Annotated in this window: 20 protein-coding genes; 16 read left to right on the top strand and 4 right to left on the bottom strand. The window is 41.7% G+C overall.

Going from position 1 to position 14,470, the window contains the following annotated elements; translation table 11 throughout:
• Positions 1 to 4 precede the first annotated feature (4 nt).
• From ACMXYT_RS08380 to ACMXYT_RS08370, 3 genes are read right to left on the bottom strand one after another with little or no spacing between them, the layout of a single operon-like run.
• Positions 5 to 697 (bottom strand): response regulator transcription factor, encoded by a 693-nt coding sequence (locus ACMXYT_RS08380; protein WP_415905825.1) that lies wholly within the window; start codon positions 695 to 697, stop codon positions 5 to 7.
• Positions 694 to 2,430, bottom strand: coding sequence for a sensor histidine kinase (locus ACMXYT_RS08375; RefSeq protein WP_415911313.1), 1,737 nt, complete (start codon positions 2,428 to 2,430; stop codon positions 694 to 696). The genes ACMXYT_RS08380 and ACMXYT_RS08375 overlap by 4 nt, the downstream gene beginning before the upstream one ends.
• A gap of 24 nt (positions 2,431 to 2,454) precedes the next feature.
• Complete coding sequence (locus tag ACMXYT_RS08370; RefSeq protein WP_415911312.1) at positions 2,455 to 3,792, bottom strand: vWA domain-containing protein; 1,338 nt, start codon at positions 3,790 to 3,792, stop codon at positions 2,455 to 2,457.
• Between the two features lie 226 nt (positions 3,793 to 4,018).
• On the opposite strand from ACMXYT_RS08370, the gene ACMXYT_RS08365 reads away from it, so the two are divergent.
• Both ACMXYT_RS08365 and ACMXYT_RS08360 read left to right on the top strand, forming a co-directional pair.
• Entirely contained in the window at positions 4,019 to 4,384 is a 366-nt protein-coding gene (locus ACMXYT_RS08365; RefSeq protein ID WP_415911311.1) for a hemerythrin family protein, read from the top strand.
• 87 nt (positions 4,385 to 4,471) lie between these two features.
• Positions 4,472 to 4,858 carry a hypothetical protein gene (locus tag ACMXYT_RS08360; protein WP_415911310.1) on the top strand — a complete coding sequence of 129 codons (387 nt, stop codon included), beginning with the start codon at positions 4,472 to 4,474 and terminating at the stop codon, positions 4,856 to 4,858.
• A 39-nt stretch (positions 4,859 to 4,897) separates the two neighbouring features.
• Here the strand turns inward: ACMXYT_RS08360 and arfA are convergent, their stop codons facing one another.
• Positions 4,898 to 5,092, bottom strand: a complete 195-nt coding sequence (gene arfA / locus ACMXYT_RS08355) for an alternative ribosome rescue factor ArfA (RefSeq protein WP_415911309.1) — start codon at positions 5,090 to 5,092, stop codon at positions 4,898 to 4,900.
• 122 nt (positions 5,093 to 5,214) lie between these two features.
• On the opposite strand from arfA, the gene ACMXYT_RS08350 reads away from it, so the two are divergent.
• The 14 genes from ACMXYT_RS08350 to ACMXYT_RS08285 all read left to right on the top strand — a co-directional run bounded on the left by ACMXYT_RS08350 (position 5,215) and on the right by ACMXYT_RS08285 (position 14,386).
• Positions 5,215 to 6,300 carry a site-2 protease family protein gene (locus ACMXYT_RS08350; RefSeq protein ID WP_415911308.1) on the top strand — a complete coding sequence of 362 codons (1,086 nt, stop codon included), beginning with the start codon at positions 5,215 to 5,217 and terminating at the stop codon, positions 6,298 to 6,300.
• Positions 6,301 to 6,302: 2 nt separating this feature from the next.
• Positions 6,303 to 7,538, top strand: a complete 1,236-nt coding sequence (locus tag ACMXYT_RS08345) for a DEAD/DEAH box helicase (protein WP_415911307.1) — start codon at positions 6,303 to 6,305, stop codon at positions 7,536 to 7,538.
• 331 nt (positions 7,539 to 7,869) lie between these two features.
• Positions 7,870 to 8,382: a hypothetical protein gene (locus ACMXYT_RS08340; protein WP_415911306.1), complete on the top strand. Its 513-nt coding sequence runs from the start codon at positions 7,870 to 7,872 to the stop codon at positions 8,380 to 8,382.
• 31 nt (positions 8,383 to 8,413) lie between these two features.
• Positions 8,414 to 8,692 carry a hypothetical protein gene (locus ACMXYT_RS08335; protein WP_415911305.1) on the top strand — a complete coding sequence of 93 codons (279 nt, stop codon included), beginning with the start codon at positions 8,414 to 8,416 and terminating at the stop codon, positions 8,690 to 8,692.
• Positions 8,693 to 8,733: 41 nt separating this feature from the next.
• Entirely contained in the window at positions 8,734 to 9,360 is a 627-nt protein-coding gene (locus ACMXYT_RS08330) for a hypothetical protein (protein ID WP_415881289.1), read from the top strand.
• 111 nt (positions 9,361 to 9,471) lie between these two features.
• Entirely contained in the window at positions 9,472 to 9,738 is a 267-nt protein-coding gene (locus ACMXYT_RS08325) for a hypothetical protein (RefSeq protein ID WP_415888040.1), read from the top strand.
• Between the two features lie 109 nt (positions 9,739 to 9,847).
• A complete protein-coding gene (locus tag ACMXYT_RS08320) occupies positions 9,848 to 10,219 on the top strand; it encodes a hypothetical protein (RefSeq protein ID WP_415898302.1) in 372 nt (123 codons plus the stop codon).
• A 503-nt stretch (positions 10,220 to 10,722) separates the two neighbouring features.
• Complete coding sequence (locus ACMXYT_RS08315; RefSeq protein WP_415911304.1) at positions 10,723 to 11,049, top strand: low molecular weight protein tyrosine phosphatase family protein; 327 nt, start codon at positions 10,723 to 10,725, stop codon at positions 11,047 to 11,049.
• 452 nt (positions 11,050 to 11,501) lie between these two features.
• A complete protein-coding gene (locus ACMXYT_RS08310; protein WP_415911303.1) occupies positions 11,502 to 11,831 on the top strand; it encodes a hypothetical protein in 330 nt (109 codons plus the stop codon).
• Between the two features lie 94 nt (positions 11,832 to 11,925).
• Positions 11,926 to 12,525 carry a hypothetical protein gene (locus tag ACMXYT_RS08305; RefSeq protein WP_415911302.1) on the top strand — a complete coding sequence of 200 codons (600 nt, stop codon included), beginning with the start codon at positions 11,926 to 11,928 and terminating at the stop codon, positions 12,523 to 12,525.
• Between the two features lie 30 nt (positions 12,526 to 12,555).
• A complete protein-coding gene (locus ACMXYT_RS08300) occupies positions 12,556 to 12,936 on the top strand; it encodes a hypothetical protein (RefSeq protein ID WP_415911301.1) in 381 nt (126 codons plus the stop codon).
• 63 nt (positions 12,937 to 12,999) lie between these two features.
• Complete coding sequence (locus ACMXYT_RS08295) at positions 13,000 to 13,605, top strand: hypothetical protein (protein WP_415911300.1); 606 nt, start codon at positions 13,000 to 13,002, stop codon at positions 13,603 to 13,605.
• 84 nt (positions 13,606 to 13,689) lie between these two features.
• Complete coding sequence (locus tag ACMXYT_RS08290) at positions 13,690 to 14,106, top strand: hypothetical protein (RefSeq protein WP_415911299.1); 417 nt, start codon at positions 13,690 to 13,692, stop codon at positions 14,104 to 14,106.
• A 52-nt stretch (positions 14,107 to 14,158) separates the two neighbouring features.
• Positions 14,159 to 14,386 carry a hypothetical protein gene (locus ACMXYT_RS08285; RefSeq protein WP_415911298.1) on the top strand — a complete coding sequence of 76 codons (228 nt, stop codon included), beginning with the start codon at positions 14,159 to 14,161 and terminating at the stop codon, positions 14,384 to 14,386.
• Positions 14,387 to 14,470: the final 84 nt, after the last annotated feature.

Raw genomic sequence — 14,470 nt, 5'->3', positions numbered from 1 at the left:
TTTTTTAACCATCATATCGATAGCCAATACCATGGACGGTCTTGATTATCTGCGGTTGTTTTGGATCTACTTCAATCAGTTTTCTTAGTTTGGAAATGTGTTGATCAAGTGTCCGGCTACTTGGTAGGTAGTTTCGGCCCCAGCAGTAATCAAATAGCATATCCCGTGTTACGACCTTGCCTTGCTCCTGATGAAGTAGCTCTAGTATTTTTACATCACGTAGGGTTAGCTCAATCTTATGACCCTCTCGCTCTGCACGCATTTGCTCAGGGTAAACAATGATATCAGCCAGATCGAATTGATTCTTAGCGACTTGGGTTGGTGAGCTCTCTTTAGGCGCGCAGCGACGTATCACTGCTCTAATACGTGCTATGACTTCCCGAGTGCCAAAGGGCTTTTTGATGTAATCGTCCGCGCCCAGCTCTAAGCCAAGCACCTGATCAATCTCTTCAGATTTTGCGGTAATAAAGATAACAGGGACTTGTTCATCTAATTGGCGGATCTTTCTGCAGGCGGCATAACCGTCTAACTCCGGCATCATTATGTCGAGTAAAACCAGATCTGGATTATGTTGAGCAAACAGCACTAGCGCATCAGCCCCATTAGACGCTTCAATGCAGGTGTAACCTTCATCTTCTAATAGATCACAAAGCCCAAGCCTAATATTTAGATCATCTTCAGCGATCAATATTTTCATTGTTTGGACTCCCTGTGATGACTATCAGGTGTATGTAGCTCTAGTCGAAAACAGGTTCCTAGTTTGCTTGGAATAATGACCAGATCACCACCGTGTTTTCTAGCCATCTCTCTGGCAATACTAAGACCAATACCTGTGCCAGATACACCGTCACTTAATTTATTACTGATGCGGTAGAAAGGAGAGAAAACGCTCTCCCAAAGGGATTCAGAGATCCCTTCACCGGCATCTTCAACCTCTATATAACTTTGCTGACTATCGCTGTAGCAACGGATCTGTATGGCACCTGTTTGAGGCGCATACTTTTCACAATTGCTTAGTAGGTTATTTAGGATCTGCTCAATACAGTTCTGATCTAACATGACTTGTTTATCGCATTGCAGATCTAATTCAACAGACAGACCATGTTGAGTTAAAGAGGGCATAAACACATCAACTGTATGCTCTACGCACTCTTTTAATGTCCCCGGTTGCAGGTGCAGCGGCTTTGGTTCTTTACCAAGTTTTGAGAAGGTCAGTACGTTTTCTATCAAGCGTGATAGACGCTGACTTTCACTATTAATAACTGCTAGGTAGCGCTGAGCTTTGCTATCTTCGTCATCAAGCTTGCGCTCAAGCATCTCCGCATACATCCGAACATTTGTCAGCGGCGTTTTTAGCTCGTGGGAAACTTGGTTAACAAAGTTTACTCTTTGCTCGGCTAGACGAGTTGTGCGTGTAAGTTCTCTATAGATCAGCCAAGCAAGGAGCAATAATCCAGACAGCGTGAGTGAGAGAATAGAGAGTTTCTCTATCCAATTTGAAGTTGGTTTGGCTAGGTTAGGGGAGTAATACTCTAATTTCCAACTACCTAGAGGGTGGCTCAGCGGTAGGCTATCCAATGGATTGAGCTGCTGAGTCTCGATTGTGGAATCGCCCCATTCGTAATGCACTTCACCGCGACTATTGATCAAGGCAATCGCTTGATTGCTGTTATCTTGCTCATTACTGCTAGGCAGAGAGTTGATTAGATCTGACAGCAATCGAGCACTGTTTATAGAAAAGCCTAAAAGCGCACCATCCGAATCCTTACGCCAATAGATATGTTGCAGCTGACTGTTATTAAACCAAGCGATCCAACCCGAATCGATAAAGGATATAGAAGGCGCTGAGGCTAAAGGTTCTGCAGAAGTAATAGCAATCTCGGCTACGCTATCTGCTGCAATGTTTGAAGCTAGTTGGCTCGGAGCCGAGAGCTCGATCCGTTTTGATTCTGGGGCAGCTTTAAGTTGTGCGCTATAAGGGCTAGCCGCAAGATTTATCTGCTCAGGTGCTTTGTTTTGAATTTGGAATATGTCGGGTGATGAACGTAGGCGTTTAGTTGATTGTAAAAACGCAATTTCACTTGGGTTCTTGGATGATTCTGATGGAAACAGTGTTGTGCCTTCAGCGGAGATCACAAATACCTGTTCTATATAGGGGCTCGACTGGCTCAGAGTCTTAAGCGTTGTTTCTGGGTATTGGGTATCTTTGCTTTGAAGTAGCAATTGGGATTCAGCATTGAGTGCTTGTTCTAAGCTTTGGAAATGATTCTGGAACTGTTGATCGATCTCTTCCAGTTTGATTTCAACCAGCCCTTCGATTTGATGAGAGAGTAGGGCTTGTTGATTTGTCTCCAGACGAGCCGCTAACCAACCTAGTATGACGACAGGGATTAATATCAGGCCGATTAGCAGTAGGATCGTCTTATTCACAATAGAATCTCAGTTACCTTGCGGTTAGTAGCTTTGCTGTTTAGCGCGTTTATATTGACGTTCTTTAAGTTCTTTACGTTTTTTACCCCATTCTTGTTCATTATCAAGCTCTTCCGCGTCTTGCAGCGCTTCTGCTTTTTGCTCTAATAGTTTAGGGGAGGCTAGAGAGGTACCTAAGTTATCCAGATAATCAGCGCTTTGCTGCAAAATAGATTTAGCGCCCTCAATATCACCTTGGTCACGTTTCTGTACCGCTTCTCGGTTTAGTTCGTTCGCGACCTGTTCTGCTGCGGCTTCATAAGTACGTGTATCGATCGCATCCTTAGCTTCTTGTTCAGAACGAGTAAAGTTTGCTGCAACTGAGCTAGAAAGAGCTTCTTTTCGTTTGTGAAGAAGATCTAAGTAGTTTACATCGACATCGACTAAGTTGATGCTGCTCTTATCCTGTTGAGACGGTACTTCTACCTCGAGGATAATAAACTTCTCTTGCTCGCTATATAGCTGATTAAGGCGCGTTTTAACCATGTCGCCTTCGATCTCAGCTTCACGACCGATAATGCGCAACGGTTTTACACCGTTTAAGCAACGGATCTGGATATCTACGCCTTGAGCAACGACTGACAAGACATCACCAAATTCGTATTGGAATACTCGTGCTAGGTCATCAGCGTTCTCTACAAAGGCGTGGTTACCATCGCTAAAGCCGGCAAGCTGAGTCATTAAGTCTTCGTTATAGCCAAGGCCAAGACCTATAGTCGTTACACTCATACCTTCTCTAGCTAAAGATAGCCCTAGCTTGCCCAACTCATTCGGTGTGCTTGGGCCTACATTGGCTAGACCATCAGAAAGTAAAATGACACGGTTAACTTTGTTTAGATCTAAAAACTTGCGTAGTTCTTGTGCGCCTTTGCTGACACCGGCAAACAACGCGGTGTTACCCTGGGCTTGGATCTTATTGATTGCGCGAGCAATACTGTTGCTATCGCTAACCTTTGTAGCCGGTACAACAACATTAACGCGATTGTCGTAACTCACAACAGAAACAATATCGTTTTGATTCAAGCGATTGATTGCCATGATCGCGGCTTCTTTTGCGCGATACAGTTTCTCGCCCTGCATTGAACCGGATTTATCCAGAACAATCGCAATATTGGCAGCCACACGTTGTTGCTGACTTTCTTGTTTAATCCCCTCTAAAGAGATCTTGATAAATGCATTGTGGTTTTGTTCAGCCGTCATTACAGGCGTTGCTAAGTTGATATTAAGATCAACCTGTTTGGCGGTAGCGGATTGGCTGAGTACGGGGCCTGCAACTGTTAGAAGTGTTGCTAGCAGAATTTTGGGTAGGCGGTGCGCTTTCATGATGTTCGTCCTTTATTAACCTTAATCACATGCTGCAAATTTAGGTCAGTTCCGCCTATAGAAAGTCAGATAGATTTATAGAAGTTGTAAAAGATTTGTAAAAACCTCGCAAGCTGTTTGTTACAAACCGTTTGGTCTAAGGGTGATTTAGATCAGTATCCCGAGTTTATACTTGTTACATAATGAAAGTTACGCTGTAAAAAATAACTATAATTAGGAGCCTCATATGACGCTCACCAGTGAACTTATTTGGCAAGACCAACAGCATCAAGTTCTGTTTGAACTGATCGATGAGATCAAAGCAGAGCAGGTTGATGTATCTACTTTTACTCGGCTTCATGATTATGCTGATCATCATTTCTGTCTAGAAGAAGCGTACATGCAAGCGTTGAACTATCCAGACTTTGGCGTTCATCTTCAAGCGCATAACAAATTCCGAGCTGAACTTAAAAAGATGCTGGATGACCATCACACCTATGATGTACAGCTAAGAGATATGCTCTCTGACTTTCTGACTGAGTGGCTGAAGCGCCATATATTCGGAGTAGATAAGAAGTTAGAGACTTATATTATGGAATCTAAAGTTAAATAAGCTTTAATTAATAATATGTTAAGGTCTTGTGTTCAGGGTTCGCATGATTTAATTTCGATCCTTTAACATTTTCTGTGAGTGCGGACGATGCCATTAATCTGTATTAAATCTTTACCATTTGAAGATGAATGCGATATCCCAGATATGATTAAAGGGATAACGTCAGACCTTGCTCGCGCCACAGATGTAAGTATTGAACATATCACTGTTACTTGGGAATTTATTCCTTCTCGTCAATATGCAGTTGCTGGTTTGATGCCTGCAAGTCAACCTCAAAGTGGTAGTCACCCGATCCTGGTCGATATACATGCACCTAGCTTTCATAAAATGGAGTGTGTGGAAGCTATGATGGAATCGGTTGCTTTCTCAATCTCAAAACGTAGCGGGGTCTCTTTCAGTAATATTTTCATCAATTACTGTAAGGTTCAGTCAGGTAACGTCTTCGATCATGGAGAGGTGAAGCGCTGGAAGTAATCAGTTAAAAGCCCTATTTAATAAGAACGTAAGTCGTGTTTACGCCGCTATTAAATAGGACTCTCGTCCTTTGTGTTTGTCTTTACGTTTATAAGCACCTTTACCTATTTTAGCTTTGACTACTTGGGATTTAAAAACCTTTGAAGTGACTAATGCTGCTAAGTGATTTTGTTTAATCTTTCCTCTACCTGTATCCATCTCATGGGTTGAGGATACGGTTGTTTTCGTTTTCATACCTGTGTCCTTGTTAATGTAATTCGATGTTCTCCAATTGCAGAAGCTGCATTATACCGCTGATTGGCTATAATGCGCCGCTTATTTGATAAACACTTACTTCATAATCAGCAGGAATTACTGTGCAGCTGTTACGCATCGATTGTCTAGGCAAAATTTTACGTCTTGAAGGCTCAATGTCTGGATGGCAGGCCCTGTATTGGGATAACCAGTTGGTGTCTCAAATAGTGGCGAGTGCAGATCCTGCTGAGAGTACAGAGCATCGTTTCGCCCTGATGACTGGATCAGGCGAAGAGATCGAGTGCGTTTTGACTTTGTCACTGACATGGCAACCCTTCAATCTTGAATATGAACTAGCAGTTGAAGATCAGAAGCTTGGAAGTGGTGAGCTAGTCGAGAAAGATATCGAAACCCAAGTGGTTGAGAATGTCGTAAAACAGCCGAATAAGATCAGCATACTGGGTATGGCTTCTTTAGGCCTTAAGCTGTTTAAAAGCGCTAAGGTCATCAAAGTACTGTTTGCTGCAGGAAGTTTGGCAGCGTATAGCTGGTTATTCTCCTTTGAATTCGCGTTAGCACTTATCCTTTGTTTGGTTTTTCATGAATATGGCCATGTGCGTGCTATGAAGCGTTTTGGTTTAAAGACAAAAGGTATCTATTTGGTGCCGTTTTTGGGTGGTTTAGCTTTATCTGATGATCGGATTAATACCCGTTGGCAAGATGTCTATATCTCCATCATGGGGCCGGTATTTGGCTTATTCCTATCTTTAGTTGCTCTGGTTCTATATTGGTTGACGGATATTGAGATCTTGGCGGGTATTGCTGCCTTCAATGCCTTGCTCAATCTATTTAATTTGCTGCCGGTATTACCGTTAGATGGGGGCCACGTCCTAAAAAGTATCGCTTTTTCGGTTAACTCGGTTTTTGGTTTAGTGATCTGCGTTATCGGTGCTTTAGCCGGTGTCGTAATTAGTTATTACTTTGGCATGGCGCTATTAGGCTTCTTGCTGGCAGTGGGCAGTATCGAGATTGTACTCGAATGGAAACACCGTCACAGTAGTCAGCTATTGCCCTTGGCTCGTTACGGTCAGGTAGTATCAGCCCTATGGTACTTCGCTACTGTGGGTGGTTTATGCTGGGTGATCTGGATCTTAGGTCAACAGGGTAACAGTGCACTTGCTCTGCCATTACAAATTCTTGGAAGTTGATTATGAAGTTTGACAGTTTGCCTTTGTGCGAGAGTTTAATCGCAGCTATACATACCGCAGGTTATAACGAAGCCACTCCCGTTCAAGCTGAAGCGATACCTGTCATTCTATCTGGTAAAGATCTCCTTGTCGGTGCACAAACAGGTACCGGTAAGACAGCAGCCTTTGCGCTGCCAATCTTGCAATCCATACTGGCTGATCCTGAATTTAGTAGTGATCAAAATAAAAAGATCAAAGCTTTAGTACTGGCGCCCACACGGGAGTTAGCGCAGCAGGTGAATAACAGCTTTAAGAAATATGCTAAAGGAACAGGATTTAGATCAGCCGTAGTTTATGGCGGTGTGGGCATTGGCCCGCAAGTAGATCAAATTAAGAAAGGGATTGATGTGCTGGTGGCTACACCCGGTCGATTATTGGATCTACATAAAAAGAAAGCCGTAAATCTTAGACAAGTCACTCATCTGGTATTTGATGAAGCTGACCGCATGTTGGATATGGGCTTTAAAGATGAGATTAAAGCGGTTTTAAGCAAATTACCTAAGCGTGACGTGCAGCCACGACAGGTACTGCTTTTCTCGGCGACCTTAAGTGATTCCATCTATCGTTTTAGTAAAAATTTATTAGTTAAGCCCGAGCGTATCGAAGTAGATCAGCGTAATTCCTCTGCGGCTGATGTCGAGCAAATCGTGTATAACTGCGACCCAGATCGTAAATCAGCGATTGTCAGTCACATAATTGAAAAGCATGACTGGTCACAAGTGATTGTCTTTTGTAATACGAAGCAGGGCGCAGATAAGCTAGTAGGGGCTCTTAAACAAGCGAATATCTCTGCCGATGCAATCCATGCAGATCGATCACAAAAGCTAAGGGAAGAGGCTTTAGATCAGTTTAAACAGGGTCAGCTTAAAGTTTTGGTAGCTACCGATGTGGCGGCAAGAGGTATCGATATCGAAAGCCTTCCAGCCGTAATCAATTACGAAATGCCATTTAAAGCAGCTGATTATGTTCACCGTATTGGCAGAACTGGTAGAGCAGGTAAGAAGGGCGTTGCTATCTCTTTACTAATAGAAGAGCAGAATCATCTATTGGAAGAGATTGAGGTCTTGTTAGATACCCGTTTGCCACAACAATGGCTCCAAGGCTTTGAGCCGGATCTGACTCGCGAAATAGAAATTACTCGGAACAACACTAAGGCAGCACAGAAAAGGCGCGCGAAAAAACGTGCTTTAAAAAAGTGATAAGAAAATAGAAAGCGCACTTTATTTTGACTGTATATAAAAACAGTCTTTTATCCCTTTGCGACTTATGAAAGGATAATACGTCAAATTGACGCTTTTTCACAAAGGCGCAAACCCTCTAAGCAAGGAAAGCTTATGAAAATCAAATTATTACAACCCACTCTTAATATCTTTTCTCGGAGATATATGTCAAATTGACGCGTTTAAACACGTCAATCTGACATATATTTAGCTGTTAGCAGGCAAGGAAGTTATGAACGAAACGAACCATTTCTCTGAAAGGCTCAGAGAACCGCTTAATGAAACTACAAGGAAGGTAAGGCGCAACCTTATGGCGTCTTCTGTTATTGGTGTTGTTATCACCAAAGTTGGTTTGGTTCCTTCAAAAATATCAGCATTTGGTGTCGAGTTTAGCTCATCAAACCAACAAGCCTTGATGATATTACTTGCCTCCGCGATTGCCTACTTTGGAGTTAGCTTTTTGGTATATGTCTATTCTGAGCTCACTGCTTGGCAACTCGTCTTCACGTCAAAGCAAATCGAAGATATGAGGTCAGCCTCAGAGAAATACCCTGACCGTGCTACTGGTTTTCTAAAAGAAGATGAGTTCCAAGCGCACGTAAGGAACCTCTACTATAAATCAAAGCCAACATTCTATCTTCGTCTTGTAATCGAGCTGGCAATACCCTTAATCTTTGCTGTGTATTCATGTTACGCACTACTAAATACCAACCTTGAAGAAATACAGGAGGCTGGGAGTTCGGCGCAGGTTCCTGCTAACAAGTTAATCAATGATCGCCTTCGGCTGGACAGCAAAAGCTTTGCTTTTATTGCCCATTATTAAGGCGTTATGTGAACGAAATCTTGGGGCATGGATGAGAGCTATATTGATTGTTTTGGGTGTTAGCTTGGCCATCTCTCTTATCTTGGTGATGGTTGGAATCTTTTGGAAAAGCAGAATGGTCATGCCAATGGAAGGTATGAATTATGGATTGGTTATCGAGATGTTCAGTAGTCCGTCTTTTCAGAAATTCCATCTCGAAGTGTTTATGTGGCTTTTCAGTGCCAGTGCAATTTCCAGCTCAACCACTTTGTACCTAGTACACATAACAAGACGTTCAAGTAAGGACGCGCAACGCGCGCCACTTAGCTGAGCGTTATACGATCTAAAGCTCGAGTGCAGGGAAAAGCTCAAATGGATTTAGCAAAGATTTACAAAAACTTGGTTTCAGACTTTAAAAATAAAGATATACAGTTGAATTGGTCTCAACTTAATCAAATCAGAGGGATCAAGCTCATATCCTCTATGTATATTTGGATATTCTTGGTTCCAATAGCTGTTAAGTTATTATCCTTGGCAGATAATGTCGCAACATTGGAAATTTTTAAATATCAATTTGCAGTTCATTTGTCACTACCATTTTCTTGGCAGGTTTTTTATTTCTCAGCGTTATCGTTTGCTTTGGCAACCTTAATTTATCAAGCACGATGTCCGAGAATTATAAAAGAATACCCTACATATTCTTCCTTTGAGATAGAAGGCAAGCCTGAGTGGCACCTTAAGGACTATGCACATGACATTGGCCTAGATTACAGCGATTACCGGGAAACAATGGAATATGCAATGGAAGACGGTCATATTGAAGTTTTAGAAGGGAAAGAGTTTACCCAAAGCCTTTTTTGGAATATTCACCATAAAGCAGACAAAGAGAGGAATATTTCTTTCACGATCTGCCTGTCTGCATACGTAATTGGTTTTATCCTTATTGGTTGGGTTGTCATTCAAAATTTTGTATGGGTTATCAATTATCTTGCTGAGTAAGAAAGTTGTTACGTATAACAAGGGTGGGCACTTTCGCCAGCAAAGCTGGCTAGGACAACCGCTGCGCGGTTGCCAGTGCCACAAGCGTTATAAGGCAATAAAGATCTAGCAATGGGACTAATCGAAGCAATCCTATTAGGCATTCAATTCAAAAGGCTACAGAAGCCTTTAGTGTTCTTTTCAATGCTGATAGGTTTCATTCTGTTCAGCATATTTGGTCTTAGTATTGTGTGGGCAGTTGTAAGTGGTTTAGTTTCTACAGAAAAAGAAATTACTTTGCAGCTGCTTGGTGCAAGTGCCGGAATAGCTGCGTTCGCTTTTTTATTTTTCGGTCTTGCATGGGTATGTGGGTATTTTATAAAAAGGTGTTTCCAGTAATGCCCTATAACAAGGCCATCAAAAATCGCCCTACGGGCTGGACGTCGCATGCGCTCCGCCCTTTATGGCGGCGTTATGTTTTTAAATGTCCTTACCGAGACTTAGTTTAATGAAGCTTTACCTCAGTCTTATCATAGCAACCTTAGTTTCTTTGCCCGTACTGGCTAATGAAAGTGTGGAAGAGCCGCAGTACATGGCTTTTGGAATGGGTGTTACTAATTGTGACGAAGCAAATCAAAACTTTGATAAAGAAAATTTTGAGTTCGTATTAAAGGTTTGGCTAACGGGGTATATGACAGCTGTTAATAGCGTATTGAAAGATCATCTAGTTGGTCTTGATTCTTCAGATATTGACGATTCCCTTAATAGCATTCGTTTATTTTGTACAAATAAATCAAATATGCAGGCCTCTATTGGCGAAGCTGCCGAAACATTTTGGCGGGTACGAGTAGCGGAAATAGCGATAAAAGCAGCTAAATGATTAGATACTTTCAAAACATAACAAGCAAAGGCATCCGACACATACTGCGCGGCTGCTTTGAGCGTTAAATGTCATGCAGGCAAATCACGTAATTATCATTATTGGTTTTATATACACGCTATTGATAGCTGTTTTATTTAATGTGGAGTTACTAGCATTCGGTATTGTTGCCACTATAGGGGCACTTTGGATCGTTAGCATTGCAAGGAATAGAAAGCTAAGCCTTAAACAGTTAATTACTGTTGAGGTGTTTCCTGTTGTTATCGTTATAGCAGTACTAGTGCTCACAGGAACAGTCTTCTCACTACATAGTGTTCAGTCGTTCTATGTTTGGTTAATTATGGTTCCAGGGATTATTACATTTGGATTTGCTTATGTTGTTACGGTTAATAGCTTTATATGGAAAACGATAAAAGGCTTCTTGAAGTAGCCTTACATTTAACAAGAAAAGGCATCCGACGCATACTGCGCGGCTGCTTTAGGCGTTATGTGTCAGGAAGACTATGACGAAATTACTTTTTGTATGCAGTGAAAACAGATTACGAAGTCCTACGGGTGAAGAAGTGTTTTCTAAGTATGAAGGAATAGATGCTATCGGTTGCGGTACTAATAGTGATGCAGAAACACCTCTGTCAGGGGATCTGGTCGAATGGGCCGATGTAATTCTCGTTATGGAAAAATCTCACCGGAATAAAGTATCAAAGAAATATAAAGAACTTCTTAAAGGTAAGCGTTTAGTATGTCTTGATATCCCAGACAATTATGAACGTATGCAGCCTGAGCTCGTTAAGTTATTAAAAGCAAAAGTGCCTAGATATGTGCGTTTATAAAACACATAACAAGGCCATCAAAATTCGCCCTTTGGGCTGGACGTCGCATGCGCTCCGCCCTTTATGGCGGCGTTATAGCTCATAAATAGTGTGATGAATATCAAACCGGTAATCTCAATATTGGCTCTATTCCTCATCATAGGGGTTGCTCCATATTTAGTACTAATCAGCGATGATAGATACTCTTGGAGTGAAATGGATATAAACCAAAATGGGTTTGTATCCTACGGTGAGGCCTTTGAGTTCCTAGATTCAGGAAAGCGAGAAATCACCTCGAATGGAAGGAAATGCGTTGAATACTATGCGTATAAAGATGGCCTTCCATTTCATACGGTTTGCTCTGAATAATGAACTATAACAAGTTTGTTAATAATCGCCCTTCGGGCTGGACCGCAAACTGCGCTGCTTCGCAGCAATGCGGCCCATTACAAAAGCGTTAAGTTTCCGAGTTCATGAGCAAACGTAAAGTAACGAGCACTGTAGCAGTCATCACAATAATGTTGTGTGTAGGACTGTTCTCCAATCAGCATGTTCGCTGGCTACTTTTTTATGGCATACCGGCCACAAGCCTGTCGAAGCAATTTCTGGATAATGATGTTGCCGAAACACCTGAGTGGGCTTTGGATTTTGTGATTGTGGCTGGCAAGGAAAATAAAGTAGTTACATTCAGTGAGCATCACTCTTGGTTCACTTATGCATATAGCCAGGAAATGCCGGATATTGCCGGCTATGAATGGTCACACTTGGTAGGAAAATGGTATGTTGGCAAGGTCAAAACTTAACAAAGCCAAGCACGACCGCCAGCAAAGCTGGCTGGACCTACATTCCGCAGCTTCGCTGCTCCATTTCGGCCCGTGTTGGCGGCGTTAGGTGTATATGAACTTACGAATACTCTCGGTAGTTTTGTGTGTGGTGAATATCCTCATATCACCATTGTATTTCGTATTTCTATATTCTGCCCCAGAGCTTCCAACATTTAACCTTGAGAGAACCGCTGTAAGTATTGGTTTATTGATGGTTTTTTTAGTTTTAATTCCTGCGGTTAATTTAAAATTTAAGTTTGGCCTATTTGTAGGAGCATTATTCGGAATGGCTCTTACGCAAACGGAAGAAGGTGAAATATTCCCAATTTTAATGCCTACCCTGACGGTTGGTTATCTCTTTTGCTCTTCTTTCTTACCAGCATATGAGAATGTTATTTTAAAGCTCTATACCTGTATGGTGTTCGCTCTTTTCTGGCTTTTTACATTCACAGTTTTGTCTATTGCTATTCTCTTGTATGTGCATTCGGCACTCGGAGCCGATGTGCAAACAGAATTTATTAAAATTGCTTTTAGGGAAGCATTTGATATGAACGGACTCATTGCTAGTAACGTAATTTTATTACCTAGCACATTAAGTGTTTTGGTTATGTATCTTTACAAAAAACACCTAACAAGAAGCTGTAGCGGATCGTCGCTGCGCTCCTCCCACTAAGCTAGGCGTTATAAATCACAAGGACTAAGTATGAAATTTCTTAAATATCTCATTGTCATGATGCTTATCTTTAATACATCGGCTTTCGCAGATATCAATGTTGTTGGTGTTTGGGGAAGCTCAGATGATGGAGGAAAAACATTCTGGGGGTTTGATGAATTTAAAGAAGATGGCACGGTGAAGTCTTGGGGTGTTATTCCTGAGTCAAATCTTCGTATCGAACTTGAAGCAACCTATGAAGTAGTTAGCGAATCTAAAGAAATTAAAAATTGTTTAGAAATAACTAAAACTTCAACCCCAGTGATAATGCCAATTGGTACATATTGGTGCGACACAATCATTCGTGTGGATGACAAAGTATTGGTCTTCAAGAGCGATGATGGAGTGGTAACCACTTTGTACAAGCAGTAATTTATAACAAACAAAGGCATCCGACGCATACTGCGCGGCTGCTTTAGGCGTTAGATTAATCGAATGAATCAACGCCGATTTATAAATGACATAATTAAACCTTGGGATGAGCTTAATTCTTTGCTTTCTCAACAGTATGCGTTTCAACCTGATCTGTCTGATATAACTAGATTGGCTGGAAGTATCGCTGTATCAATTCGCCACCAAGTAGATTTTGTAGAGTTAAACGACAATCAGGCAAACACACTCTCTGAAGCTCATAGAATAATTTGTGATGCCGGAGATTACTGGAAGCATGGAAGCTTAAGGAAAGAAGAGCGCAATTGCCCTATAACGGTGGCAGCTGCGTTCGAATACGCAGATAACGGTACATTTAGGTTTATACGCAATATCGCGAGCTTGACTCATAATTCGCGAGGCGAAAGCGACTTCCTAGAAACCTCTGTTCAGGCTGCAAAGTTTTGGATGTCTCAACATGGTTTCAATGTGGAGTGGAATGGTACGCCTACCACTGCAACACCTAAATTCGAATTTGCTGCCAGATTACAGTTTAATCCTAAATACTGTATCAACATGTCTAGCACGCAGATCAAATTCTTCAAAAGAGCAGCCAATGGGGAATTAATACCATTTGATCCACCAGAAGTTCGTTTTGAGGTTTATGAGTAGCCGTAATCTAACAAATCAATCAAATCGCTTCGCTTGGACGCGCTTTGCGCGCCATTTATTGAGGCGTTATAAATAGGTAAGCATATGGAAGCTTTATACATCATTGGAGCAATAATAATCCTTATGTTAATCCTGAGTGTCTTAGAGCATTTCAGGATGAAACGATTATCCAATGAACGTGGGGAAGCGGATATCTGCAAATATGCGAGATCTTTCGACTACAGAAATGTCGATACTAAAATCATGAGGGAGGTTTGGAATGAACTTCATCTCTGGCTTGGCAAATACGATGGTAAGCCTTTCCCCATCGAAACCGAAGATACGTTTGAGGGTACCTATAACATGGACCCTGATGATTTGGATGAAATCTATTGGGCAGTAGCCAACCGATTAGGAATCGATACAGAGCATCCAGAAAACAATCCATATTTTGACAAAGTTACCTCAGTAAAGAATTTGGTGTTGTTTCTGCATCATCAACCGAGAGTCGGAAATGCATAATAAAAACGCCAACTGACTCATTCTGTTAGGCTGCTATGAACAATAAACATAAATGCTAGAAATTCTAGAAGCTGTAATCAAAGGCCTCGGTCTTCTTTTAAGACTCGCTATTGAGGGCGGGGTACTGTTAGATATGAGCCTGTCAGCTACAGGCCGATATTCTATAAAAACAGTGTACCCTCCGCATTGGAATAAGCAGGTTCGCTATGGCGATGCGGTAGAGCGTTTAGCCGGGGCTGTTATATGGTGCATTTCGGCTTACATTCTTTATTCGCTATAAGGCCTTATAACGTTTCTAGTTGAAAACTTAAATATCCGTCCCGTAAACAGAATTATCCTTCGCTTATAATCCGTATACCAACCG

The organism is Neptuniibacter sp. QD37_11 (assembly GCF_047778105.1).
In the GTDB taxonomy this organism is placed as follows: domain Bacteria; phylum Pseudomonadota; class Gammaproteobacteria; order Pseudomonadales; family Balneatricaceae; genus Neptuniibacter.
The sequence above is the reverse complement of the archived record's forward strand: the minus strand, read 5'-3'. Positions and strand labels throughout refer to the sequence as shown.